This window comes from Moorena sp. SIOASIH, from assembly GCF_010671925.1.
Classification (GTDB): Bacteria; Cyanobacteriota; Cyanobacteriia; order Cyanobacteriales; family Coleofasciculaceae; genus Moorena.
Genome location: NZ_JAAHIH010000004.1, coordinates 1,265,784 through 1,288,106, shown reverse-complemented (window position 1 = coordinate 1,288,106; position 22,323 = coordinate 1,265,784). Strand labels below are relative to the sequence as shown.

The 22,323-nt window shown below is 44.6% G+C and carries 21 protein-coding genes; 10 read left to right on the top strand and 11 right to left on the bottom strand.

Going from position 1 to position 22,323, the window contains the following annotated elements:
• Positions 1-46: 46 nt before the first annotated feature.
• On the bottom strand, positions 47-370 hold the full coding sequence (locus tag F6J90_RS27020) for a DUF1825 family protein (protein ID WP_070394592.1): 324 nt from the start codon (positions 368-370) through the stop codon (positions 47-49).
• Between the two features lie 288 nt (positions 371-658).
• On the opposite strand from F6J90_RS27020, the gene F6J90_RS27015 reads away from it, so the two are divergent.
• Positions 659-1,105: an NINE protein gene (locus F6J90_RS27015; protein ID WP_366513877.1), complete on the top strand. Its 447-nt coding sequence runs from the start codon at positions 659-661 to the stop codon at positions 1,103-1,105.
• A gap of 5 nt (positions 1,106-1,110) precedes the next feature.
• A complete protein-coding gene (locus tag F6J90_RS27010; protein ID WP_293100596.1) occupies positions 1,111-1,659 on the top strand; it encodes a ComEA family DNA-binding protein in 549 nt (182 codons plus the stop codon).
• A 314-nt stretch (positions 1,660-1,973) separates the two neighbouring features.
• Here the strand turns inward: F6J90_RS27010 and F6J90_RS27005 are convergent, their stop codons facing one another.
• Entirely contained in the window at positions 1,974-2,711 is a 738-nt protein-coding gene (locus F6J90_RS27005) for a PEP-CTERM sorting domain-containing protein (RefSeq protein ID WP_293100594.1), read from the bottom strand.
• Positions 2,712-2,886: 175 nt separating this feature from the next.
• Positions 2,887-3,096: a hypothetical protein gene (locus F6J90_RS27000; protein ID WP_293100592.1), complete on the bottom strand. Its 210-nt coding sequence runs from the start codon at positions 3,094-3,096 to the stop codon at positions 2,887-2,889.
• A gap of 526 nt (positions 3,097-3,622) precedes the next feature.
• On the opposite strand from F6J90_RS27000, the gene F6J90_RS26995 reads away from it, so the two are divergent.
• Positions 3,623-5,056 carry a zinc ribbon domain-containing protein gene (locus F6J90_RS26995; RefSeq protein ID WP_293100589.1) on the top strand — a complete coding sequence of 478 codons (1,434 nt, stop codon included), beginning with the start codon at positions 3,623-3,625 and terminating at the stop codon, positions 5,054-5,056.
• Between the two features lie 87 nt (positions 5,057-5,143).
• On the opposite strand, the gene ltrA is transcribed toward F6J90_RS26995, so the two are convergent.
• Positions 5,144-6,979, bottom strand: a complete 1,836-nt coding sequence (gene ltrA, locus F6J90_RS26990) for a group II intron reverse transcriptase/maturase (protein WP_293091374.1) — start codon at positions 6,977-6,979, stop codon at positions 5,144-5,146.
• Positions 6,980-7,494: 515 nt separating this feature from the next.
• A complete protein-coding gene (locus tag F6J90_RS26985) occupies positions 7,495-7,731 on the bottom strand; it encodes a hypothetical protein (RefSeq protein WP_293100587.1) in 237 nt (78 codons plus the stop codon).
• 22 nt (positions 7,732-7,753) lie between these two features.
• On the opposite strand from F6J90_RS26985, the gene F6J90_RS26980 reads away from it, so the two are divergent.
• Positions 7,754-8,140, top strand: a complete 387-nt coding sequence (locus F6J90_RS26980; RefSeq protein ID WP_293100584.1) for a hypothetical protein — start codon at positions 7,754-7,756, stop codon at positions 8,138-8,140.
• Between the two features lie 495 nt (positions 8,141-8,635).
• Complete coding sequence (locus tag F6J90_RS26975; protein ID WP_293100582.1) at positions 8,636-10,093, top strand: S8 family serine peptidase; 1,458 nt, start codon at positions 8,636-8,638, stop codon at positions 10,091-10,093.
• Positions 10,094-10,117: 24 nt separating this feature from the next.
• Here F6J90_RS26975 and F6J90_RS26970 read toward each other — a convergent pair whose 3' ends face one another.
• Complete coding sequence (locus tag F6J90_RS26970; RefSeq protein ID WP_293100579.1) at positions 10,118-10,315, bottom strand: hypothetical protein; 198 nt, start codon at positions 10,313-10,315, stop codon at positions 10,118-10,120.
• Positions 10,316-10,414: 99 nt separating this feature from the next.
• Here F6J90_RS26970 and F6J90_RS26965 point away from each other — a divergent pair, with 99 nt between their 5' ends.
• The gene (locus F6J90_RS26965) at positions 10,415-11,188 is read left to right on the top strand and encodes a glycerophosphodiester phosphodiesterase (protein ID WP_293100577.1); all 774 of its coding nucleotides are present in this window, start codon (positions 10,415-10,417) and stop codon (positions 11,186-11,188) included.
• A 278-nt stretch (positions 11,189-11,466) separates the two neighbouring features.
• Here the strand turns inward: F6J90_RS26965 and F6J90_RS26960 are convergent, their stop codons facing one another.
• Entirely contained in the window at positions 11,467-11,850 is a 384-nt protein-coding gene (locus F6J90_RS26960; protein ID WP_287357562.1) for a DUF4346 domain-containing protein, read from the bottom strand.
• Between the two features lie 458 nt (positions 11,851-12,308).
• Between F6J90_RS26960 and F6J90_RS26955 the strand changes: the two genes are divergently transcribed.
• The 3 genes from F6J90_RS26955 to F6J90_RS26945 all read left to right on the top strand — a co-directional run bounded on the left by F6J90_RS26955 (position 12,309) and on the right by F6J90_RS26945 (position 17,187).
• Positions 12,309-14,570, top strand: coding sequence for a ribonucleoside-diphosphate reductase subunit alpha (locus tag F6J90_RS26955; RefSeq protein WP_293100572.1), 2,262 nt, complete (start codon positions 12,309-12,311; stop codon positions 14,568-14,570).
• 440 nt (positions 14,571-15,010) lie between these two features.
• A complete protein-coding gene (locus F6J90_RS26950) occupies positions 15,011-16,045 on the top strand; it encodes a ribonucleotide-diphosphate reductase subunit beta (RefSeq protein ID WP_293100569.1) in 1,035 nt (344 codons plus the stop codon).
• A 305-nt stretch (positions 16,046-16,350) separates the two neighbouring features.
• A complete protein-coding gene (locus F6J90_RS26945) occupies positions 16,351-17,187 on the top strand; it encodes an SDR family oxidoreductase (RefSeq protein WP_293100566.1) in 837 nt (278 codons plus the stop codon).
• Here F6J90_RS26945 and F6J90_RS26940 read toward each other — a convergent pair.
• Positions 17,141-17,296 carry a hypothetical protein gene (locus tag F6J90_RS26940; protein WP_293100564.1) on the bottom strand — a complete coding sequence of 52 codons (156 nt, stop codon included), beginning with the start codon at positions 17,294-17,296 and terminating at the stop codon, positions 17,141-17,143. The two genes, F6J90_RS26945 and F6J90_RS26940, sit on opposite strands and share 47 nt — an antisense overlap.
• A gap of 208 nt (positions 17,297-17,504) precedes the next feature.
• On the opposite strand from F6J90_RS26940, the gene F6J90_RS26935 reads away from it, so the two are divergent.
• Positions 17,505-18,143, top strand: a complete 639-nt coding sequence (locus tag F6J90_RS26935; protein WP_293100561.1) for a lysophospholipid acyltransferase family protein — start codon at positions 17,505-17,507, stop codon at positions 18,141-18,143.
• A 252-nt stretch (positions 18,144-18,395) separates the two neighbouring features.
• On the opposite strand, the gene F6J90_RS26930 is transcribed toward F6J90_RS26935, so the two are convergent.
• The 3 genes from F6J90_RS26930 to F6J90_RS26920 all read right to left on the bottom strand — a co-directional run bounded on the left by F6J90_RS26930 (position 18,396) and on the right by F6J90_RS26920 (position 22,234).
• Positions 18,396-19,331: a spondin domain-containing protein gene (locus tag F6J90_RS26930; protein WP_293100558.1), complete on the bottom strand. Its 936-nt coding sequence runs from the start codon at positions 19,329-19,331 to the stop codon at positions 18,396-18,398.
• A 231-nt stretch (positions 19,332-19,562) separates the two neighbouring features.
• The gene (locus F6J90_RS26925; RefSeq protein ID WP_293100555.1) at positions 19,563-21,962 is read right to left on the bottom strand and encodes a CHAT domain-containing tetratricopeptide repeat protein; all 2,400 of its coding nucleotides are present in this window, start codon (positions 21,960-21,962) and stop codon (positions 19,563-19,565) included.
• Positions 21,962-22,234 carry a hypothetical protein gene (locus F6J90_RS26920; protein ID WP_293100552.1) on the bottom strand — a complete coding sequence of 91 codons (273 nt, stop codon included), beginning with the start codon at positions 22,232-22,234 and terminating at the stop codon, positions 21,962-21,964. Before F6J90_RS26920 ends, F6J90_RS26925 begins: the two co-directional genes overlap by 1 nt.
• Positions 22,235-22,323: the final 89 nt, after the last annotated feature.

The following is a 22,323-nucleotide window of genomic DNA, read 5'->3' as shown; positions in this document are numbered from 1 at the left end:
CTTGGGAGATGTCCATCTATCCCCACCCCCACCAAAGGCTAACGTACTACGATTGTTTCTCTACGTCTGACTTCATCCGCTCCAATGTCATGTTCATCTGGTCAAACATCTGTTGAGGGGTGATCCCAAATTGACCTAACTGAGTATTGAGCTGCTCTATGGTCATCTGAGCCATGAAGTCATCGGATAACTCGAAGCGCTTCATAAAAATACGATAGCGCTCCATCATCTGTTCCATCTGATCGATGAAAATCTTTTTGCCTTCACGGTCAAACTTGCCATAGTCGTTGCCCAATTTAATCAGGTCTTGGTAATCTTCAAACAGCTGTTTTGCCTCTTTTTGGACAATTTCCGAATCAAAAAAACCCATTGCTCTTACCTGTCAACCGGTTTGGTTTTACTCAATCGCCGCTTCTAATCACATTTTAATGTAGCGTCAAACCTGGACAAAATTCGGTTTTCCGTATTAGTCAGTTGTTCGCCCTTGGCCTTCCCCTAGGGTAGGTTAGACCGTTGAACGCGATCGCGTGGCCTTTTGGCCAAGGTTAGACCGTTGAAGGTTAGACCGTTGAACGCGATCGCGTTCAACCTGTAACCTGAAACTTTCAACTTTCCACTCCGAGATTCTGAGATAAGTAATTATTATAGGAACATAGGATTGACAATTTTTGGATCTCTACCAAGCTATTCAACCCAGGTCAAAGCAAGTATGTTGAGCAAGCCAAAAAGCCGCAAAGTCGCTTCCCTACTGGCATTGAGTGGGGTAGTGATCCCTGTTTGTGGATTACACAAATTTTATCTCGGACAACCCTTCTGGGGAGTAATGTACTTACTCCTGTGTTGGACACCCATTCCTCGAATTGCCAGTGCTATAGAGGGGGTGTGGTATTTACTACAAAGTCAAGATCAGTTTGACCTCAATTTTAACCTTGGTATTGAGTCTACAGTATCTTCCTCAGACAATCCATCGGCTGGGATTGACCCGGCCAAGGTAGGGGAAATTGCTGATGCCCTAAGACAGTTAGACAGCCTGCGTCAGGAGGGACTAGTGTCTGAGTATGAATTTGAACAAAAACGTCGTCAATTACTTGACCTAATTGCTTGAGTTTCATGGCAATTTTTGATTGGCTATCACCCAAGACTCCACAAAACCCGAATCAGCAATCAATTCAGCAGAGGCTAAAGCGTGACCCCTACTATCGGCTACAATCCACAGAAGAAATTGCTGTAGCTGCCAAATTGGGGCTCACCATTGATGTGAATCAAGCTGGTGTGGATGACTGGCTGAGATTGCCAGGGATATCTATCCATCAGGCGCGATCGCTTTTTGAACTCACCAGCAGTGGTGTGCAATTTTGCTGCTTAGAAGATTTGGCCGCTGCCCTAGGTTGGTCTGTACAACGTCTGACACCCTTGCAACCAATTTTGAGGTTTTGTTACTACGATGCGGAGAGTTTAGTTACGCCTGGGCTAGTCAACCCTAACACCGCATCTCTAGAACAGTTGACGAAAATTCCAGCAGTGGACTTGTTTTTAGCTAGAGCTATCATGCAAAATCGCTTTGATGGTGGCCCATACCGTAATTTAGCTGACCTTCAACGACGCCTTGAGCTTAATCCTCAGCTGACATCTGAGTTAATGTACTATTTAATCTTTTGAGATTATTAGTTTGAGCTTACTAGTTTGAGATCCTATCCAGTTGACTACTTATCCTTCTTGGTTGGGAGTCACTTAAAACTAGAAACTAGAAACTTGAAACTTGAAACTTGAAACTTGAAACTTGTCAGTGGCAAAGTCACAACTGACAACTGACAACTGACAACTGACAGCTGACAGCTGATAGCTGATAGCTGAATGCTTACCACAAAACAGAAAAAAGGAACAGACTACGAGAGAGTGGTCTAGTTCCTACACAGAAGTGGTTGAATCAGCTATGCCGACGAAAAAATCCGGGAATCTTTAAAATTCCTAGGTTAGACCAATTCCTTAGACTTGCGCTTTAATGAAGTCACACTTAATCCCAGTAAGCTTAGGCTGAACAAGCCCATTGTCATGGGTTCAGGAACAGGTCGAGAATTGGAAGGATCCCCAGGATTGGCAGTTAGATCAACATTAATATCAGCCTTGGTAAGACTAAAAGAACCCGTAGTACCTAGCCAGCCAGACATACCAAAGTTAGTGTTTTTGCCATTAGCTCCAACCCCAACCTGGAAGGCGTATTTACCATTTTCAGGTCTTTGGTAAAGATTCAGTTCCTTGCCATCGTAGAAATCTACGCCAGTTAAGGTAGCCCGAGTTTCATCCATGTTATAGTAACGCCAAGTACTAGTATCGACGGAGCCACCATTTTCTACGTATTCAGACTTTGGTAGTTCCTTTTTCGGTCCTCCCCAAGGTTCTGTTATGCTCTCGAACCAAATATCAACGTCCCATTTTTTAGTATCATCTAACTCGGAAACGATGGTGCCATACAAATTAGCACTCCCATCATCGTATTCATTAAAGATACCTGAAGTGTCAAATACAAACCTCCCTGAGTCCAACTGAGGAAACCAGAAAGCGTGTCCTGACCAAATTGTGTCTTCTGGGTAGATATGAGCTTCATCGGCTAACCAGGACTTGAGGATATCAGCTGCCTGGGCTTCTCCTACTGCTCCCAAAACTATAGACCCTAAAACTAACCCACTGCTTAAAAATTTAGTTATGTTCATGTTATAGACGCCCTAGTTATTTGAATAAATTAATTAATTGACTTTAGTCTGTAATTAATTGGTTGACTAATTGTTTGACTAACTCGATCATAGCCTGAGCTGTCAGTAAAATCACTTTAAGTAAATTAACTGATATTTTTAGTCTGCCAATCTGATGGTTGCGATCGCGTTAGCGCTAACGTATAACTTTTGTATTATTTTTGTATACATTAATACCAATAAAAAAAATCCCCACACTTCCCACACTTCCCTTCTTTTTTACAAATATGAGATGCACCCGGTAGGGATGTAGGGAGATAGGGAGATAGGGAGATAGGGAGATAGGGAGATAGGGAGATAGCGGTGCGACCCGTGGCGAATTTAATTCTTCATGGGGAAAGCGCACCGTCGGGGAATTTTTATTAATAAAAAGCGACCCGTGGCGAATTTAATTCTTAATGGGTCAAGCGCACCTTAGGTATTTTTAACCTGAAAAAAACCCTCTCCCGAGCAACCCACTTCCCTTTCACGCCCATTGACCTGACAATTTATGCCAAAGAATGAAACAGCCCTGCCTCTCCCCACGCGCCCCCGTCCCTCTAACCACACTCTTCCCCCGCCCGATTCCGGAATCCGGATTCCAGAATCCGGATTCCAGCGGGGGTAGCGCTATAGCTTGACAAGTTACCCTTAATTGAGGGAAACTCTAGGTTATCCTATGGGAGGGCGAAGCAAAAGCACATAAAACCTAGGGTTTCAGCCATTAATTCCTTGCCCGAATTACTTACTTGCCCGAATTACTGGCTCGAATGGGTCGCCTCGCAATCAAGTCCCAAAAAATAGCGATAAAAAGGGATTTAATATCACAAAACAGACATTGACATTTAACTAGCGCTAGAGTTACATTAAAATGTAGGACATGATCATTAACGATGCCCAGGAAAGTAGACGCAGCAAAAAAGAGATCGACTCAAATCGTTCCCGTAGTGGGGATGACTGAGTCGGTTGAGGCTGAGTTGTTGCAGGTAATGAAAAAACTGGGCATCGTTCGGTCTGAGTCCTACAACAAGCTAGGAAGTATCAGCCATTGGAATCTTGACTGGAAGAAGGCGTATCCAGAGGTCAGAAGTTTTAGGACTCCCGAATCTTTAGGGCTGCCCTCCAAACTAATGGAGTGGACGGTTAGTGATGTAGCAAAGGCTATCACAGCCCAACAAGCAGCTTGCGCCGATGCAGTAATCAAGAAGATTTACAAAAGGTTTCCTGGAAAAGACAAGCAAAAGACAAGGAAGGAGCTTTGTAAACAGCTTAAGACCTTAGCTTTTCTGGATAACCCACTACTGCATAGGATGATCAGGAAAGAGTATCAGAGAGGACATTCTTGGGTTGGGAATCAGATAGTTTATCAACAGGGAGGGTATAAGTGTCAAAGACTCTCCCGTAATACCTATCAAATAGAATTAGCTGGACTGAAAAGAGGAAAAAGGAACAAGGTACTTGTTAGGTCTAATCGGCAGATAAAAGGTCAGATTAGATTGATTTACAACCAGTTGTTGCAAAGGTTTGAGATTCACTTTCTAGTAGACCATGGAACCGTAGAAATCCCTGCTAAGCGTCGGAGTATCGGAGTAGATAAGGGATACACTGAGGCTTTATATGATTCAGATGGCCAGGCACACGGCAAGAATCTAGGTAGAGTAGCCACCAATAAATCCGACAGAATCTGTTCTAAAAACAGGAACAGAGGGAAGCTCTGGGCGCTTCACAGAAAACTAGAAAAACTTGACCCAGCTAAGTCTGCTCGTATCCTCAAAAATAACCTGACTCGAAAAGCTGAGAATCGCCGATACAGGAAAAATCAATCAGAACTCACAGCTATAATAGGAGCCGCGTCTAAATCCCTGTTCAATGGGGAATCATTAAAGGTATTTGCTGTTCGCGAAGCGTGGCCTACGGCCTTAGATTTAACACAACCAATCAGAAATAAACGCCAGTCTAAGGCCATGTCCCGTAAGCTTAATAGTTGGATGAAGGGAGTAATGCGGGACTCTTTGCAGAAATGGGCTAATTGGACTGGTTCGGTTGTGACAGAAGTCCAGCCTAGTTACACGTCGCAAGTTGACTCCGTGACTGGAACCCTATTAGGGAAAAGGAGCGGGGACAATTTTACCAGATTTGATGGGGTCGTGTTGCAGGCTGACCACAACGCTGCTCAAAACATCCTTGATCGGGGTACAGACAAGGATATTTCCCGGTACATGAACAAAACAGAGGTTCAAGCGGTGTTGTTGCGCCGTACCGCGCGTTTCTTGAAAGGTATGGGACTGAGTTTGGCTGATGCGGTTGAGCTTGGTTGGATTGGGTAGGTCGGCGGGGTTACCCCCGCTTCGCCCCCTAAGCACCATGCGAGCAAGTCTCCAAGCACACGGCGCACCTAAAACCTTTAGAACACGTTATTTGTGCAACTTACTTTTCCTTGATTTACGGTTTTGTACCTTTTGGCTTTTGTTCCGTTTCTTGGAGGGTGTTTTTATCCCGTTTCTTAGCATTTGCTGTATTTCGGGATTAGTTGCGCCCAAGGCATGGATGGAATAGTGACAATCTTCATGTAGGTAGATTAAGTTGTCGTATCGGTCATGACCCCCTAGGGATTGGGGAATGATATGATGTAGATGCGTATTTTGATATTCCCCTAGGGATTGCTTGCAGACAGGACACTGATACTCCTGTCTGTTTGCTATTTTGTCCTTTCCTGTGGATAATCTTTTCTTGGCCGTTTTGGCGCTTTGTTTTAATTCCCTTTCGTTCCAATACTCTACGAGTTCCGGGTTGTCTGGGGATTTGTCATAAGCGACCATTGTGTGCCTTTGGATTGGAGTCCAGGCAAATTTGTCCAAATAGATTTCTCCATCTCCGAATACCCATTTGTCTTCCCTTCCTGGGCAATGATTACCGAAGTATTTTTTGTTTACCCATTCTTGGGATTTCTTTGCGTGTTTCCGTCTTCCCCATCTCTGCAATTTCCAGAATACGTAGTGGTCGAGGTTAGAAAAGATTTCCTTTGATACTGCCCCATTATGGTAGTTGCTCCACCCCCTCACTATGGAGTTGATTTTACCTATTATTACCTTTTGGGACAGGGTTCTTCCTCTCTTGAATTCTATTCTTAGATTTTCCTTGACCTTCTTAACGCTTTTCTGAGAAGGTTTAATGAGTGTTATTAGTCCCGTTTTCCTGTTGGTTGTTTGGCATTTCCTGAAGTTCCAGCCTAGAAAATCAAATCCTTCGGTTAGGTGGCTTATCTTTGTCTTTTCTTCAGATAGTGTTAGTCCTTTATTAGATAACCATCTTTCGACGATTTTCTTAGCTTCGGCTGCATCTTCCTCGCTTTCGGTTAAGATTACGAAGTCATCAGCAAAGCGGACGTAAGTCCTTGTAGATGTGTTACACCACCATCCTCCATCCTTTTTTCTTTTGTCTGGTATCCATTTGTACCTAATTCCCAATTCTTCCTCTAATCCGTGTAGTGCGATATTAGCCAGTAGGGGACTTATTATTCCACCTTGGGGTGTTCCTTCCTCTGTGTTATGGAATACGCCTTTATGGACGTATCCCGCCTTAAGCCATTCCTCAATGAGGTTTGCTGCTGGGAAGTTCCCTATGGTTTCCAAGAGTGGTTGGTGAGCGATGTTATCGAAACACCCGGAGATGTCTGCGTCCAGTACCCACCATTTCCTATTCTTTTCCCCGTTGATATTTTGGAATATCCTCTGTCTGGCATCATGGGTACTTCTACCTGGTCTGAAGCCATATGATACGGGTTCAAATCTGGCTTCCCATGAAGGTTCTAGTGCATTTTTGACAATGCCTTGTAGGCAGCGGTCGGTGATGCTCGGTATTCCTAGTGGCCTCTTTTTGCCGTTGGATTTTGGGATGTAGATGCGTTTAGTTGGGATTGGCTTCCAGGTTTTGTACGTGGTGAGTGAATCGACCATTTTTCCTCTTTCAGCGGGATTAAGTTTTGTTTCGCCGTCTATTCCTGCTGTTTTCTTTCCACTATTGACCTGTGTGGCCTGTCTGACGGAAACTTGGATATTGGAGTAACTACGAAGCATTAATCTTTGTAGTTTGTTCACCTTTTTCCAGTTGCCTTCACGTGTCGCCTTGAAAATTCTGCGTCTAAGTTTCCTGACCGTCCTGTAGGCTCGTTTCCAGTTGGTTGCGTGCCAGTCGGTGGTTTGTTTAGTTACGATACCGTTTCCTGTGGGATTCGGTTCTATCTTTTCCATATACAATTAGGGTATTAGCGTATTATTTCCTTGGCTCGGAATTAGTTCTGAAATTCAGCACTATGCACGAGTTGAGGGATTTCCCTCTATCCGGTCAGTTATACGTTTCCACTTTCCTGTTCCCTTTCGGGTTCCGGCTTTTGCTTGGTTCAGTCTTCTACCGGGCTGAGAGTTATACCGCTTCTTGGGATTTGGCTACCAATATCAATCGACCTAGATATTGGACTCAACCTCGGCTTACCCGGTTATGCTCATTAGAGGTGCGATTCTAAGGTTGCCGTCTCTACACCGAGTCCACTGTGGGATTCTGATTGCCCCGTCAAGGAGAGGCTAATCCGGGAGCTGTTATCCCCATTGTCGTTTGATCAGGGATATTGCTTGTTACGATGCCTTATAACAACGGTTCCTAATTGTCAACCCTTTGATTCTTTCCCTGCCATTGGTCACCTTCCCGACATCTCAGTTTCTTTCTGGCTTTACCCTCTAGCTGTGAAACCCACTGATTCGGGAGTAACCTAGTGGTAAACCGGGTTATCCATCTCAGTACGCTCCTTTGGGTGGGAACAAGACTGAATCCTAGTCTTGGAAAGGCTCTTACCTCTTTCACTCTGCATGAGCACCTTCATCGGTCGCCCCTTGACCCTAAGCATACCAAAACTCAGGCTTTTAAGGAACTCCTGGTCGGGATGCCAGGAACGTCCAGATAGTTGAGTGGCAGGCTTGACTCCAATTGCTGCATGACCACTCCTCACTCGGACCACAATAAAATGCACCTTGACCCGTGGTACCGGGTTTGCCCCGATTAATACCGGTTTAAGAGTATCCCAGACTTTCCATCGGAGGCGTTCTATGCCGGAAAACACGATTTCAGCAGAAATTCAGTCATCCCCCAACCACTCTAGACAAGCTGCTTTAGCTCTACAACAGCTTGGCTTTCGGATACTGCACATTGGACCGACTATCAGTGTACAAGCTCCGCAATCCCTGTGGGAATCAACTTTCAATGTTTCCTTCCAACCACAGCAGAAAACCCTGATCCAGGAAATAGATGGCAGTGACGTTACCTATCCCAAAGCTGCGGTTGACAATCTACAAATTCCTGAGCAACTACAAACCTTGGTAACTGGGGTGATGTTTGTAGAACCCCCAGAATTTTTCTGATCGCGTAGCGTGGCCAACGGCCAATCCAGTTAACGATAACCCGAACATTTTCCAGGCTAGAGGCACGACCCGATCGTGCTTCTACTGTTCATTAGTCAAATGGTAAGCATTCAGCGTGTCGCGTATCAGCTATCAGCCAAAGGCTTGTGACCACGCTACTTGAGGTGCGACCCGTGGCGAATTTAATAATTAGATGCGGAAAGCGCACCGTCGAGGTGCTTTTGAATAAAATAAGCTGACGGCTGACCGCTGACCGCACCTCAAGCAGCGTGCGCGTAGCGCATATGCTTACTTCAATAGTAAAAAATTTCCAAGATAATTTTAAACTAAAACCAAAGGAAAAAAAGTACCCACGAGGGTGACGTCAATATGTGATCAAAGATACCACACTAAAGAAGTAAACCAAAGAAGTAAAGCAACTTGGTTTGTTGATCAACAAAGACAGCGATAGTCATCAACCGCTGATCTAACTACTATTTAACTAACAGGATAATTATGATACAACAACTACAGACTGGACAAGAGCGAGTTTCCTTTGAAGCCATTCTCGTATCAGAAAGTGGCCAGTCCATGTTCGCCACTGACACCTACCTGCAACCGGAGAATCTTCAACAATTCGCTCCACCCCCTGGACGGGGCATTCAAGCTGCAAATGTTTTACAATCCCTTGGCTTTCGAGTCCAGCAAATCGGAACCTTTTCCATTAGTGCTGATGGGCCACGGGAACTGTGGGAACGGGTCTTTAGCACTCGAGTTGAACGGGACAGCCAACTGATTAGCGAGGCTCATCCTCAACTGGGAGAAGTGACCTTCTTGCGCCATGTTGCTGGTGCTCCCTTTACCATTCCCCAAGAGCTATCTGGGTTGATAGAGCGCGCTTATCCTCAACGTCCACCGATTTTATTTGAGTCGCCACTGCCTCCACGGGTTCGTTATCATCACCTCAATGTTCCCTCCGATGTGGCCATGGTATGTCGCTCGACCCCTGTCCACAAGGTGGGGGTAACCGGTAAGGGCGTCTTAGTGGCAATGGTAGACACTGGATTCTACAAGCATCCCTTTTACGAGTGGCATGGCTACAACTACCAGGCAACCCTGGCACCAGATGCTCAAAAAGTGGAGCGGGATGAGAATGGTCATGGCACCGCTGAAGCAGCAAATATTTTTTCCAATGCACCGGATATTGACTTTATTGGTGTCAAAATGGGGAGTAACCCCACCCTGGCCTTTAAGATGGCATCGGATTTACATCCAGCGGTGATGACCAACAGCTGGGGCTACAGTATCCCAGAAGGCCCTCTACCGAATTTCCTCAAGCCCCTAGAGGCAGCAGTTATTGAAGCAGTCAAAGAGCGTGGTATTACCGTCTGTTTCTCTGCTGGTAACGGACACTATGGATTTCCTGGTCAGATGCCGGAAGTGATTTCTGTGGGTGGAGTCTATGCCCACGATACTGTTGAGGGCAATGACTTTCGCTTAGAAGCTTCCGACTACGCTAGTAGCTTTGATAGCCAGATTTATCCAGGACGCCACGTCCCTGATCTGTGTGGACTGGTGGGAATGCGACCCCGGGCTGCTTATATCATGTTGCCCGTTGAACCAGGGGACGAAATTGACCAAGGCTTGGGCGGCGGTGAGTATCCGAATCAGGACGAAACGGCTACTGATGATGGCTGGGCGGTGATCAGCGGTACTAGTGCTGCTTCTCCCCAAGTCGCCGGTGTTTGTGCCTTGCTTAAGCAGGTGCAACCTGGTCTGTCTCCATCCCTGATTAAGCAGATTCTACGGGCATCAGCGCGAGATGTTAAGCTGGGCAAGAGCGCCCATGGTCAACCGGCAGGAGAGGGACACGATGGAGCAACTGGATCCGGTTTGGTGGATTCCTATGCAGCCTATAAGTTAGCTCGCTCGGTGACCATCCGCAATGTTCATGACTTGCCAGCACCTCGATGATATAGTGCTTCTCAAATAGGTGAGCTATATTTGGGATTTTAGGGAGTCGGGAGTTGAGAGTCGGGAGTCGGGAGTCGGGAATCGGGAGTCGGGAGTCGGGAGTTGGGAGTCGGGAGTCGGGAATCTCCCTATCTCCCCGCGCCCCCGCCCCACACTTCCCACACTTCCGAGACCTCCCTCTCTTCCCCTGCTCCCTATTCCCGTCTTGATGCAGTCGCTCATGGGGGAAACCACGGCAGTCGCTCATGGGGGAGACCCCCAAGACCGCGCTGCCTCCCCAAGACCGCGCTGCATCGCTATTCCCTGTTCCCTTTCCTTCATATGCTGACCAATAAGATAATCGCTCATCGTGGAGCTTCTAATTGTGCCAAAGAGAATACTATTGAAGCCTATGAAAAAGCGATTCAACTTGGGGCTGAATTTATCGAATTTGATGTAAGAATTACTAAAGATGAGGTATTGATTTCCCATCATGATCCAATGATAGCTAATCAAGCTATCAGTCAGTTAAGCTTTGAAGAAATAAATCGCATTGCTGGTCAGCAAGGGTTTAGAGTGCCTACGGTTGAGGAAGTTTTAGTACTGACTCGTAACAAGATTAAACTAGCGGTTGAACTGAAAGAAGAAGGCTATGAAGAAAAAGTCATGGCCTTAGTAATGGGATATATCAAGATAGATTACTTTGTTATTTTATCATTTAATGTTCCATCGTTAAGATGGATAAAATATAATTATACTGAGGTTAAAACGGGATTGTTATTAAGCAAAAAAAATAATAATTTTCTGATTATATTACTGAGAGTTTTCGGGATTTTGGTGTTTCAGAAACTGATACGACTTACCCCGGATATACTAGCACTACAGTGGGAAATGTTAAAATTTGGTTTATTGAAAATTGCTGCTAAACAGGGCAAACCGGTTTTTGTTTGGACTGTAAATGATCAAAAAACGATTGGAGAGCTTCTAAATGATAATCGGGTAAATGGTATAATTACCGACAAACCTGACTTAGCTTGTAAGCTATCAGCTAATGCGCTACGCGCACGCTACGCGAACAGCGGTCAGCGGTCAGCGGTCAGCGGTCAGCAGACTTAACTCAGATTAAACGAATGCTTACCTCTGTTATTCAAAAGGTAAGCATTCAGCCGTCAGCTGTCAGCCTAATGCCGTAGGCCACGCTACTTGAGATGCTTATTTTATTCAAAAGCACTTCAAGTAGCATGGGCGTACCCCATAAGCTGAAAGCTGTTCGCGAAGCGTGCGCGTAGCGCTAATCGCTGATAGCTGATAGCTGATAGCACCTCAAGTAGCGCTAATCGCTGATAGCTGAATGCTGATAGCTGATAGCTGATGGCTGAATGCTTACCTATTCACTAATCTTGAATATACTCTTCGCCATTAATCATCGCTATCTCCGCTCTGACAAATTCTCGTCCTAGGTAAAGGGCGTGATCGAAACGACTTAAAGGACAGGGTTTAGTTTCTTCGGTAATTTTCATGCCTAGTTCCTTGGCTGTCCTACCTTTGAAAATAGCGGTGGGAGTACGGTTTAGTTTGCCATCGCAGGGAAATGGTTCTCCGGTTTCTGGATCAACTGCTAACCCTTTCTCATTAATTTTGTTACTGTAGTGTTCAGCACAGATCAGACTTGCCTCTCGGTCTATGTAAATAATAAAGTAGCCCTCTGGATCGAGTTCAATAAAGCGTTTGGAGAGCTTCTCATCAATAGCAGTAATGTCTTGGGCAGTGATCATCATAGTCAACGGTCAAGGGCTAAAGCTGATGGCAAATTCCGCTATTATAACTTTAACAGAACAATTATACAAGATCAGGGATGAGTAAAACAGGGAAACAGAGCGGGGCGCGGCAGATGTTGGAGGTGTGCGGATTTACTTCGTCAGTTACTTACAAAAGTTGATAAATTTAACAGCCATACTTACTCTAGATTTAGTATAGTAGAGCTTGGGAATTAAATAGTTAACCCTATTGGTAGTGTTGTACCTTGGGGTTAGCAAGCAATATTGTATTATATCTAAGATTCTGAGCAACGAGTGAAAATGCCACAAATCCTGTCGGCAAAAAATATAAGCCAAATCACTCCAGATTTAGTATAGTAGAGCTTGTGAATTAAATAGTTAACCCTAGTGGTAGTGTTGTACCTTGGGGTTAGCAAGTCATGGTGTGTTAAATCTAATATTCTGCCCAACCAGTGAAAATGCAACAAACCCTATCGGCAACATCCATAACTCAAAATCAAGGGAATATTAAGGTGATCAGACGGGATGGTTCTCTGACTTCCCTTGATATTTCCAAAATTCGTGCTGTTGTTGAGTGGGCTTGTGCTGGCAAGGATGTGAATCCGATCACTCTAGAAGCCGGACTCACTACTCGCTTGCGTGATGGTGTTACCACCAGAGAGATTCAGGATAACTTGATCAACTGTGCCCTGGAAATGTGTAGTCCTGATCAGCCTGACTGGCGCTATGTAGCAGGACGACTGCAGATCTGGAGTATCTGGAAAGACACCCTGGTAAACCGTGGTTATGAGTACGGTGACTACCCTAGAACTGTTCGCTCCAAAGTAGAGTCTGGTCAATATGACCCCAGTATCTTAACCTATACGACTGAGGAGCTAAAAGAAGCAGGTTCTTGGATTAATCCGGATTGGGACACGGATTATGATTATGCAGGAGCTGTACTGCTAACTCGTCGGTATCTCCTAGGGGATGAGTTGCCCCAAGAGGCATTTTTAACTTGTGCTCTGCTGCTAGGGTCAGTGGAAGTGCCGGAAGATAGACTAAGTTGGGCAAGGCGATTTTATGAAGCGATCGCACAACGGAAAATATCTCTAGCTACCCCGATCCTGGCTAATCTCAGAATTCCTAAGGGGTCTCTGTCTTCCTGTTTTATCACTAGCATTGATGACAACCTGGAAAGCATCTTTGAAGGAATTACTGATACCGCCAGAATCTCCAAAAACGGTGGTGGTGTTGGGGTCAATGTCAGCCGGATTCGCTCAACCGGTAGCTGGGTGATGGGCAAAGCCAATGCTTCGGGAGGGGTGATTCCTTGGATTAAACTGCTTAACGATACTGCGATCGCAGTTAATCAAGGGGGCCGTCGGGCAGGGGCAGTCACCGTTAGTGTAGATGTGTGGCATCTCGATGTGCCAGAGTTTCTGGAGATGCAAGCGGAAAATGGCGATCCCCGCCGCAAGGCTTATGATATCTTTCCCCAATTGGTGATTCCCGATGAGTTTATGCGTCGGGTGGTCAATAAAGAAGACTGGACGTTAATCGATCCCTATGAAGTACGGATCAAGCTAGGCATTGAGCTATCTCAACTGTGGGCAGAAGAGTTTGAAAGCGCCTATCAAACTATTGAAGCAGCCATCGGAGAAACCCTGACTCTCTACAAGACCGTCAATGCTCGGGAACTCTTCAAGACGATTATGCGATCGCAAGTAGAGACCGGAATGCCTTACTTGGCGTTCAAGGATACCATTAACCGCGCTAATCCTAATCAACACCAGGGCTACATCCCAGCGGTAAATCTTTGTACCGAAAGTTTCTCTAATGTCGAAATTGGCAATGCTGCTCACTGTTGCAATTTGGACTCAATCAATCTCGCCAATATTGAGGAAACTGAATTGCCCAATATCTGTCGTCTAGCAGTGCGGATTCTCGATAACACGATTGATTTAACCACTCCTCCTTTTAAAGCAGCCCATAGCCACAATCACAAATACCGCACCATCGGAGTAGGTTGTATGGGATTAGCCGATTGGTTAGCTAAACGGTGGCTAACCTATAACAACCTCAAAGAAATTAGTAACTTATTTGAGGATATTGGCTACTACTGCACCCATGCATCTATGGAACTGGCTATCGAACGTGGTGCTTATGCTGCTTTCGATGGTAGTGAGTGGAGTAAAGGTAAGCTAATTGGTGCTAAACCAGTGGAATGGTTTGTAAAAAAATCCCAGCATCCAGAGCGTTGGGTAACCCTATCTCAGGATATTCAACAATTTGGGATTCGCAATTCTCATATTACTGCGATCGCACCCAATACATCCTCATCCCTAGTACAAGGATGTACCGCTAGTGTCTTACCAGTTCACAGCAAATTCTTCTATGACAAATGGGCAAAAGGCACTGTACCCATTGCCCCACCCTTTATTAAAGACAATTTTTGGTTATACCACGAAAACAAAAACTTTGATCAGAAAAAAGTTGTTAAAGCCGTCGCCACTATCCAGCAATGGATTGATACTGGGATTTCCATGGAATTGTTATTTAACTTAAACCAAGGAGTCTATTTCCCAGACGAACCTGAACGCACCCTTAAAGCCAAAGACATCTATGAAACCCTAGTCATGGCCTGGGAATTAGGATGTAAAGCCGTCTATTATATCCGAACCGTCCAGCGTGACAACTTCAAAGAATTAGACAACACTTGTATCGCTTGCGCTAATTAGTGATTCTGTGGAACAGGCTTCCAGCCTGTGAAGCATCGGTCAGCGGTCAGCTTTGTAGAACAGGCTTCCAGCCTGTGAAGCATCGGTCAGCGGTCAGCTTTGTAGAACAGGCTTCCAGCCTGTGAAGCATCGGTCAGTGGTCAGCTTTGTAGAACAGGCTTCCAGCCTGTGAAGCATCGGTCAGTGGTCAGCTTTGTGGAACAGGCTTCCAGCCTGTGACTTCACTCAGATTATACGAATGCTGACCTGTGTTATTCACAAGCTGATAGCTGATAGCTGATGGCTGGCTGATAGCTGATAGCTGATAGCTGAATGCTGTTGCTCCCCACCCTCCCCACCCTCCCGACTCCCGACTCCCGACTCCCGATTCCCGATTCCCGATTCCCTACTCCCTACTCCCTACTCCCTACTCCCTATTCCCTATAAAAATGCTAACTACAATGCCAATTAACCCTATCTTTAATCCAGATGGGGATGATAAAACTGAACACCGTTCAATTTGGTTTGGTAACACCACTAACTTGATGCAACTCAATGATGTCCGTTATGCTTGGGCAATTGGGTTGTATCAACAGATGCGGGAGAATTTCTGGATTCCCCAGAAACTAGACCTAACTCAAGATGTAACAGACTACTCCAATTTAACGCCAGCAGAACGTTATGCTTATGATGGGATTCTCTCCTATTTAACCTTTTTAGATTCCGTTCAAACCTGCAACATTCCTCACATAAAAAGTAGCATTACTGCCCCAGAAGTTAGTCTGTGTATGGCGGAACAAATTTCTCAGGAAGGGATGCACAATCAAAGTTATCAATATATCATTGAAACCGTTATCCCTACTGAACATAGAAGTAGAGTATATGAATTCTGGCGCACTGATAAAGTGCTCAGGGATAGATGCGAATTTGTCGCAAGTTTCTATCAAAGGTATGTTGATAATCCCACCCCAGAAAACTATTTTGTTTCCTTACTGGCTGACTTTTTATTAGAAGGAATGTACTTCTATAATGGGTTTATTTACTTCTACAATCTCGCCTCTAGGATGCTGATGCCAGGCTCAGCTGACATTTTTAAAATGATTAATCGAGATGAACTGAGTCATGTCCGGCTTTATCAAAAATTAATCCCCATGGCTATGGACGTATTTCCCTATTCCAGGGACCAAATTTATGAAATGTTTGCCACAGCAGTGGAGCATGAATGTCGCTGGACTAATCATATTGTTGGTAACGATATTTTAGGGATTACTGAACGGAGTACTGAACATTATACCAAGTATCTGGCCAATATCAGGCTACGTTCTATTGGATTAGAACCCCTTTACCAGGGCGAAAACTATCAAAAGAGTCCCTACAGTCACTTAGAGCGTTTTTCTGATACTAAAAAAGATGCTCATACTAAAGCCAATTTCTTTGAAGCTAGCGTAACTAGTTATGTGATGTCTTCTGGGGTCAGTGGTTGGGATGAAATTTAGGGAGTAGGGAGTAGGGAGTAGGGAATCGGGAGTAGGGAGTAGGGAGTAGGGAGTAGGGAGTAGGGAGTAGGGAGTAGGGAGTAGGGAGGTATGGCGATATTACTCATCAGCTTACTCCCACCTCAATTTCTTCCACACCAACCAATTGAGATATAGCGGTTCTCATATTAATGAATTACACACACCTATTTTTTCCCTGTTCCCTATTCCCTATTCCCTGTTCCCTACTCCCTAAAACCTAGAACGAAAGTACCTCACCCAATTGCAAACCGCTATAATCTAGATTAATCAAGAATACTAAAAAGATGTCATCAAAAGTAGCTATTGTTACCGGAGGAACTCGTGGGATTGGTTTCGGCATCTCTGAGCAACTTGCCGCTGATGGATATGATCTAATTCTTGGCTTTAATAGCAATGAAACAGCAGCAGCTAATAGTAAAAAAACCTTAGAGTCTGATTATGGAGTTAAGGTTTATACTGTCCAAGGTGATGTTGCTCAAGCAGAAACCGTAGACAAGTTTTTTGATTGTTTAGAAAACAATTTTGGTGGTAAATTAACAGCACTAATCCATAATGCTGGATTGTATGTAGGAATGACAACGTCTCCAGCATCAGAGCAAGCCGAATTAGCTGCTAATTCTCAACGTCTATTATTGGGGGATGGTAACTTAAGCAGTTTAGCGGCCTATGAATACTATCAAAATGTCTACCCTAAATGCTTCATTCGTTGTGTAGAAAAAGCGGTTAAATACATGGAAGATGGTCAAGGTTATATTGTAGCAACGTCTTCCCCTGGATGTAACATGAATCAAACCCCAAAACTCAGTTATATTATGCCAGGAACCGGAAAAACAGTGGTGGAATTTTTAACCCGATACTATGCCAAACTTTTAGCTTCAAGGCAGATTACTGTTAATGTCGTTATTCCTGGTTTTACCAAAACAGAAGCTTGGAATGCTGTTACGGCCAACTCTGGCGGAGTAGATAGCGAAATGATGCAAAAAAGAATTAAAAGTACGCCTATGCAACGTTGGTGTTCCCCAACAGAAGTTGGTCAAGTGGTTGCTTTTTTATGTTCTCCGAAAGCTGCTTTTATTACAGGAGTCGCTTTACCCATTGATGGCGGATTACATTTACAGTAAGCTGTTCAGCATTTAGATTGGGATACCTAAATTGCTCAAAGGGAATAGGGAGATAGGGAACAGGGAACAGAGAGATAGGGAGATACGGAGGTATTGGGATATTACTCATCAGCTTACTCCCACCTCAATTTCTTCCACACCAAACAATTGATATATAGCGGTTCTCATATTAGGTTCTCATATTAATAAAGTAAACACACCTATTTTTTCCCTGCTCCCTACTCCCTGTTCCCGATTCCCGATTCCCGATTCCCTGTTCCCTTCCCCCAAATAGTAAACTAGAAACCAAACCATCCAAATCCACCAATCGATTCACTGTGACTAGAAGCCGCGAACCATTTCCCAGTCTGCTGCTGTATCACGCCTTGAAGTGGTCAGTGGTTAGCCCTTTAATCCATACCTATTTCCGGGGTCGCATTTATGGTGCTAAACATGTACCCACCTCGGGCCCCCTGGTGGTGGTGAGTAACCATGCTAGTGACTTTGACCCACCGATTTTATCTAATTGTGTGGGACGTCCAGTAGCCTTTATGGCCAAGGAAGAATTGTTTCGTGTCCCAGTCCTGAAACAGGCGATTCAATTGTATGGTGCTTACCCGGTTAAGCGAGGCTCAGCAGACCGGAGTGCCCTGCGTTCTGCTCTCGATTGCCTCGACAATGGCTGGGCCGTTGGTCTGTATTTGGATGGCACCAGGACACGGGATGCTCGGATTCATAACCCCAAGCTTGGTGCCGCCTGGATTGCTGCCCAAGCCCAAGCCCCCCTGCTGCCGGTTACCTTGTGGGGAAGTCAAGCAATTGTAAAAAAAGGTTCTTTGATGCCACGGTCTGTACCTTTAACCGTGCGCATTGGTAAGGTGATTGCTCCTCCTAGTTCTAGTAACCGAGATGAATTGCAAGCTGTGACCCAACAGTGTGCTGCAGCGATTAATGCCCTCCATGATTTGGGACGTTGATTATTTGGGAGTAGGGAGTAGGGAGTAGGGAGTAGGGAACAGGGAATAGGGAACAGGGAACAGGGAATAGGGAACAGGGAACAGGGAGCAGTTACTGTTTGACCCGGTGGTGCGTTACGGGACGGGGGTTCTAACCAATGCACAGAGGCGGAAAATCATGGCCAGCCCGTCCCTCACACACCCTAGGTCCTACTTTTGCAAGAGGTCTATTACTTGATTCAGCAACGCCAGTTTATCTCGCTTTTTCGCTACCTAATTGCAAGGCTTTAGTTTGCGCTTGAACATTGAGGTCACGCCTAGTAGACCGATGGCTAGTAAGCTGAAAGTAGAAGTTGGTTCAGGTACTGATACCTGCTCAATATTGATAAGAGCATATATTTCGTTTGGGTTTCGGGTAAAATCACCATTTACATAATTCGGTAAATCGAGGAATCCTCCTTGTCCAGGCTCTTTAAGTAGGGGATGTGTCCTAATCAATGCATCTTCTGGTTTTCCCTGACGAACAGCTCCAAAAAATCTCTCTGGTGGATCGAATACAATTGGTGTAGTATTTATATCTTCTATGTTTTCCTCCGTCCCCGCATCAAACACATCAGCACCCCGAATTTCAATTTTTTGAGGTAGAAAAACCCCATCGGGGGAGAAGAGTGTTATGGGGTCTACATCGCCAACAAAGCCATCATGGGAGGGAACAACCATTGCAGCATAACTGACAGAGGTCTGAATAGTAGGATCGATATCGACGAAAAAGGAAAATTCACTACCTCCTCCAAACCCAAAAACGTTGGCAAATGCGATGCTTTGTAATCCATCCGGTTCCGAAGCAGCAAACAAGCCGGCCAAAGTGTCCTCTGGTGCAGGCAGTGTAGCTCCAAAAAATGTCGCTAAGTTAGCTAATTCTTCAAACTCTGGAGTGATTCCTTCTAAACCAACAATTCCGTCTTCAGCAATAATCTCTAATGGGAGAGAAGCCTTCTCTCCAGGGGTAAAAGTATCAAAGCTCCCATCATGAAAACCAAACCAAAAAGGGCTAAAGAAAACACCTTGTTCCACCGATGTATTCTGTACTGTCACCTTCAAGCTTAGTGCTTGCGCAGATGTTCCTGTCAAAACAGTTAATCCTAATGCAATTGACGAAACGAAAATAGAGTTGAGTAGATTTACACTACTTTTAGTAAGTCTATCCATGTTCAAAAACTCAGAACGGTAAAAAGTCAGTATCAATATTATCCTACACTTTCCTGTCTGTTTCGGTGATTAGAACTAGGTTTGATTAAAGGCGGATTCCGGGGATGCGATCGCCCCCTAAGAACAAGCGATGGCGACCATTAATATATGTGTTTAGCCTGAAGCTACTGTAGTGATTCACCAAAACCGCTACAGTGCCCACCAAGGATTAATGACTTACTTTTGACACCACTACCTCGCTTCGCCAATCACAGTAAAAGCCGCCCAAGCTGAGGGGTCTGGATTACCATCTCCATCATTGAGCATGGATAACATCGCCTCTCGCATAGCTTTCGCTTTATCGAATTTGTGGGTGTAAATATTCGTATAAAACTCCTTCATCAACTTGGCCGTATCATGATCAGGCACTTGCCATAAGGACACCACCAAACTGGGTACACCTGCCGCAATCAAAGAACGGGATAAACCAACTACCCCTTCCCCTTTAATCTCGCCCCTACCAGTATCACAAGCACTCAGGACTACTAACTTTGCGTTCAATAAGGATTTTTCCGGTAGTCCGTAACCAATCAGAATTTCACGACTGGTGAGAAAGCCATCATGGTCTGGTTCCTCAGGAGCTAATGCGATCGCACCGGGATAACCAATACCATTGACATCATCGAGTAAACCATGGGTGGCTAAATGGATAAGCGTTGCATTGGCCATTTTTTCCACAATGGTTGATTCTGTTGCTTCTGCTCCAATGAGAGCTTTTGTATTCAGCAATTGAGCAATGGTTAATGCTTCTGTTTCTGCATACGGTAAAGGCTTTAACTGTTCTTGTTCCAGTCCTATTTTAATTTTGGGCATGGTGGGATTACCCACAATCAATGGTTTCCCAGTGCTGTCTTGGACTCGATGCCAATGTTTACGGGTAAACGACAGGGATTGGATCGAAGGAGCAGTGAGAATAGTATGGTTTTCGATCAAATAATTTCCGTCATCATCTTGAAGAGCCGCAAAGGGCACCAGAAATAGTTCTTGATGGGGAATAAAAATAACACGGTCTGATGGGTTTGTTGGTAATAAGTCAACAATGGGAGTAATCAGCAGTTGGTAGAGCTCCTGTAGTCGATTACTATTGTTAGGGTTTAGTGGTGAAGGAGCATGAGGTAATAAGTTAACAATTGAATTAATCAGCAATTGGTAGAGTTGTTGTAGTCGATTACCATCCTTAGTGTTTTGTGGTGAAGAAGGATTGTGATTAGATCTACCTCTGACACCAATCTCCTCACGACTAAATTTGACTAGTTTGGCCAGAGTAGTATCTTGGGGTAAATCATTACTACGGAAAGTAATCTCACCAGTGGGAGCAATCACCCAACTATAAATCTGGTCATCAACAATCGAATATTGTACCAAGGTGGCTTGTTGTTGTTGAGCAATCTCTTGAATGTCTTCAAGAGTAAGAGCTTTGGTTTTTTGAGGAGTTTCAGATAACTGTGCCCCTAATAAATCAATCAGAGCACCGTTGCGACCCCGTTCGGAAATCTCTAAGGCTTGTTTTGGTTTACCTTGAGCAACCAAAACCTGTTGTAAGAGACGATAGCTGCGAGCTTGTTGTTCAAAACTAGAAACCTTACAATCATGTTTGTTAATGAGTATTTTGCGGATATCTTCCCAAACTTTAATGGTATAAAACAGGTTACTTTGGGCGTATTCTAGTTGATTGTTTGCTAAAAAGATAGCACTGAGATTATTTAGGGATTTAGCTTCAACCAGGAGGTGTCCGATTACCCTAGCAATAGCTATGGATTGTTGGTGGTAATCAATTGCTTTAAAGTAGTCTCCCATATAATAGTATGCATTACCCAGATTACCCAGGGAGTTAGCTTCACCCAGGCGGTGTCCGATTTCCCTTTTAATAGCTAAGGATTTTTGGTAGTAATCAATCGCTTTAAAGTAGTCTCCCAGATTACCGTATGCAATACCGATATTATTCAGGGAGTTAGCTTCACCGAGGGGGTTTCCGATTTCCCTTTGAATAGCTAAGGATTTTTGGTAGTAATCAATCGCTTTTTTGTAGTCTCCAAAACTTTGGTATGCACCACCTAGATTATTCAGGGAGTTAGCTTCACCGAGGGGGTTTCCGATTTCCCTTTTAATAGCTAAGGATTGTAGCTGGTAATCAATGGCGTTTTTGTAGTCTCCCAGATTACCGTATGCACTACCAAGACTATTCAGGGAGTTAGCTTCACCCACGCGGTTTCCGATTTCCCTTTTAATAGCTAAGGATTTTTGGTAGTAATCAATCGCTTTAAAGTAGTCTCCCAAACTCTGGTATATAGCACCCAGATTATTCAGGGAGTTAGCTTCACCGAGGGGGTTTCCAATTTCCCTTTTAATAGCTAAGGAGTTTTGGTGGTAATCAAGTGCTTTTTTGTAGTCTCCCAGATGACCGTATGCATTACCCAAATTACCCAGGGACTTAGCTTCACCCAGGCGGTTTCCGATTTCCCTAGCAATAACTAAGGATTTTTGGTAGTAATCAATCGCTTTAAAGTAGTCTCCCAAATGATCGTATGCAAGACCCAGATTAGTCAGGGACTTAGCTTCACCCAGGCGGTATCCAATTTGTTTATAAATCATCAATACTTGCTGGTAAGACTGTATGCTTCTGGGAACTCACTTCGACGAAAGTGACTAATTCCCTGGTTCAGGAGTTTGTCCGCCTCTGCTTGCTTACTGTCTACTTGAAGTATGGCATCACTAGGGGCTATAGTCCCTTCTTGCTCTGGGCTAACAGTGTTTTGTTCTTGAGCCAGTGCTGGTAAACTCAGGAATCTAGCCACAACAGGCAATTCCCCAGGAGTGAAGCAGATAGTGAAAAGTCCCAACCATAAGACCTGCTTAAGTTTCATAATAGGATATTGAATTATTCCCTATTTAGCTATATCTGAGAGATTCCTGAACCTATGCAATGATTAAGGGAGCAGGGAGTAGGGAGTAG

What these genes read in the sequence shown, in the direction of transcription:
- F6J90_RS26975 (WP_293100582.1), top strand. Translation starts at nt 8,636, where the DNA reads ATGATACAACAACTACAGACTGGACAAGAGCGAGTTTCCTTTGAAGCC.
- ltrA (WP_293091374.1), bottom strand. Translation starts at nt 6,979, where the DNA reads ATGGAAAAGATAGAACCGAATCCCACAGGAAACGGTATCGTAACTAAA.
- F6J90_RS26995 (WP_293100589.1), top strand. Translation starts at nt 3,623, where the DNA reads ATGCCCAGGAAAGTAGACGCAGCAAAAAAGAGATCGACTCAAATCGTT.
- F6J90_RS27005 (WP_293100594.1), bottom strand. Translation starts at nt 2,711, where the DNA reads ATGAACATAACTAAATTTTTAAGCAGTGGGTTAGTTTTAGGGTCTATA.
- F6J90_RS27020 (WP_070394592.1), bottom strand. Translation starts at nt 370, where the DNA reads ATGGGTTTTTTTGATTCGGAAATTGTCCAAAAAGAGGCAAAACAGCTG.
- F6J90_RS26920 (WP_293100552.1), bottom strand. Translation starts at nt 22,234, where the DNA reads ATGAAACTTAAGCAGGTCTTATGGTTGGGACTTTTCACTATCTGCTTC.
- F6J90_RS26930 (WP_293100558.1), bottom strand. Translation starts at nt 19,331, where the DNA reads ATGGATAGACTTACTAAAAGTAGTGTAAATCTACTCAACTCTATTTTC.
- F6J90_RS26945 (WP_293100566.1), top strand. Translation starts at nt 16,351, where the DNA reads ATGTCATCAAAAGTAGCTATTGTTACCGGAGGAACTCGTGGGATTGGT.
- F6J90_RS26950 (WP_293100569.1), top strand. Translation starts at nt 15,011, where the DNA reads ATGCCAATTAACCCTATCTTTAATCCAGATGGGGATGATAAAACTGAA.
- F6J90_RS26925 (WP_293100555.1), bottom strand. Translation starts at nt 21,962, where the DNA reads ATGATTTATAAACAAATTGGATACCGCCTGGGTGAAGCTAAGTCCCTG.
- F6J90_RS26940 (WP_293100564.1), bottom strand. Translation starts at nt 17,296, where the DNA reads ATGAGTAATATCCCAATACCTCCGTATCTCCCTATCTCTCTGTTCCCT.
- F6J90_RS26970 (WP_293100579.1), bottom strand. Translation starts at nt 10,315, where the DNA reads ATGAGCGACTGCATCAAGACGGGAATAGGGAGCAGGGGAAGAGAGGGA.
- F6J90_RS26965 (WP_293100577.1), top strand. Translation starts at nt 10,415, where the DNA reads ATGCTGACCAATAAGATAATCGCTCATCGTGGAGCTTCTAATTGTGCC.
- F6J90_RS26960 (WP_287357562.1), bottom strand. Translation starts at nt 11,850, where the DNA reads ATGATGATCACTGCCCAAGACATTACTGCTATTGATGAGAAGCTCTCC.
- F6J90_RS27010 (WP_293100596.1), top strand. Translation starts at nt 1,111, where the DNA reads ATGGCAATTTTTGATTGGCTATCACCCAAGACTCCACAAAACCCGAAT.
- F6J90_RS26955 (WP_293100572.1), top strand. Translation starts at nt 12,309, where the DNA reads ATGCAACAAACCCTATCGGCAACATCCATAACTCAAAATCAAGGGAAT.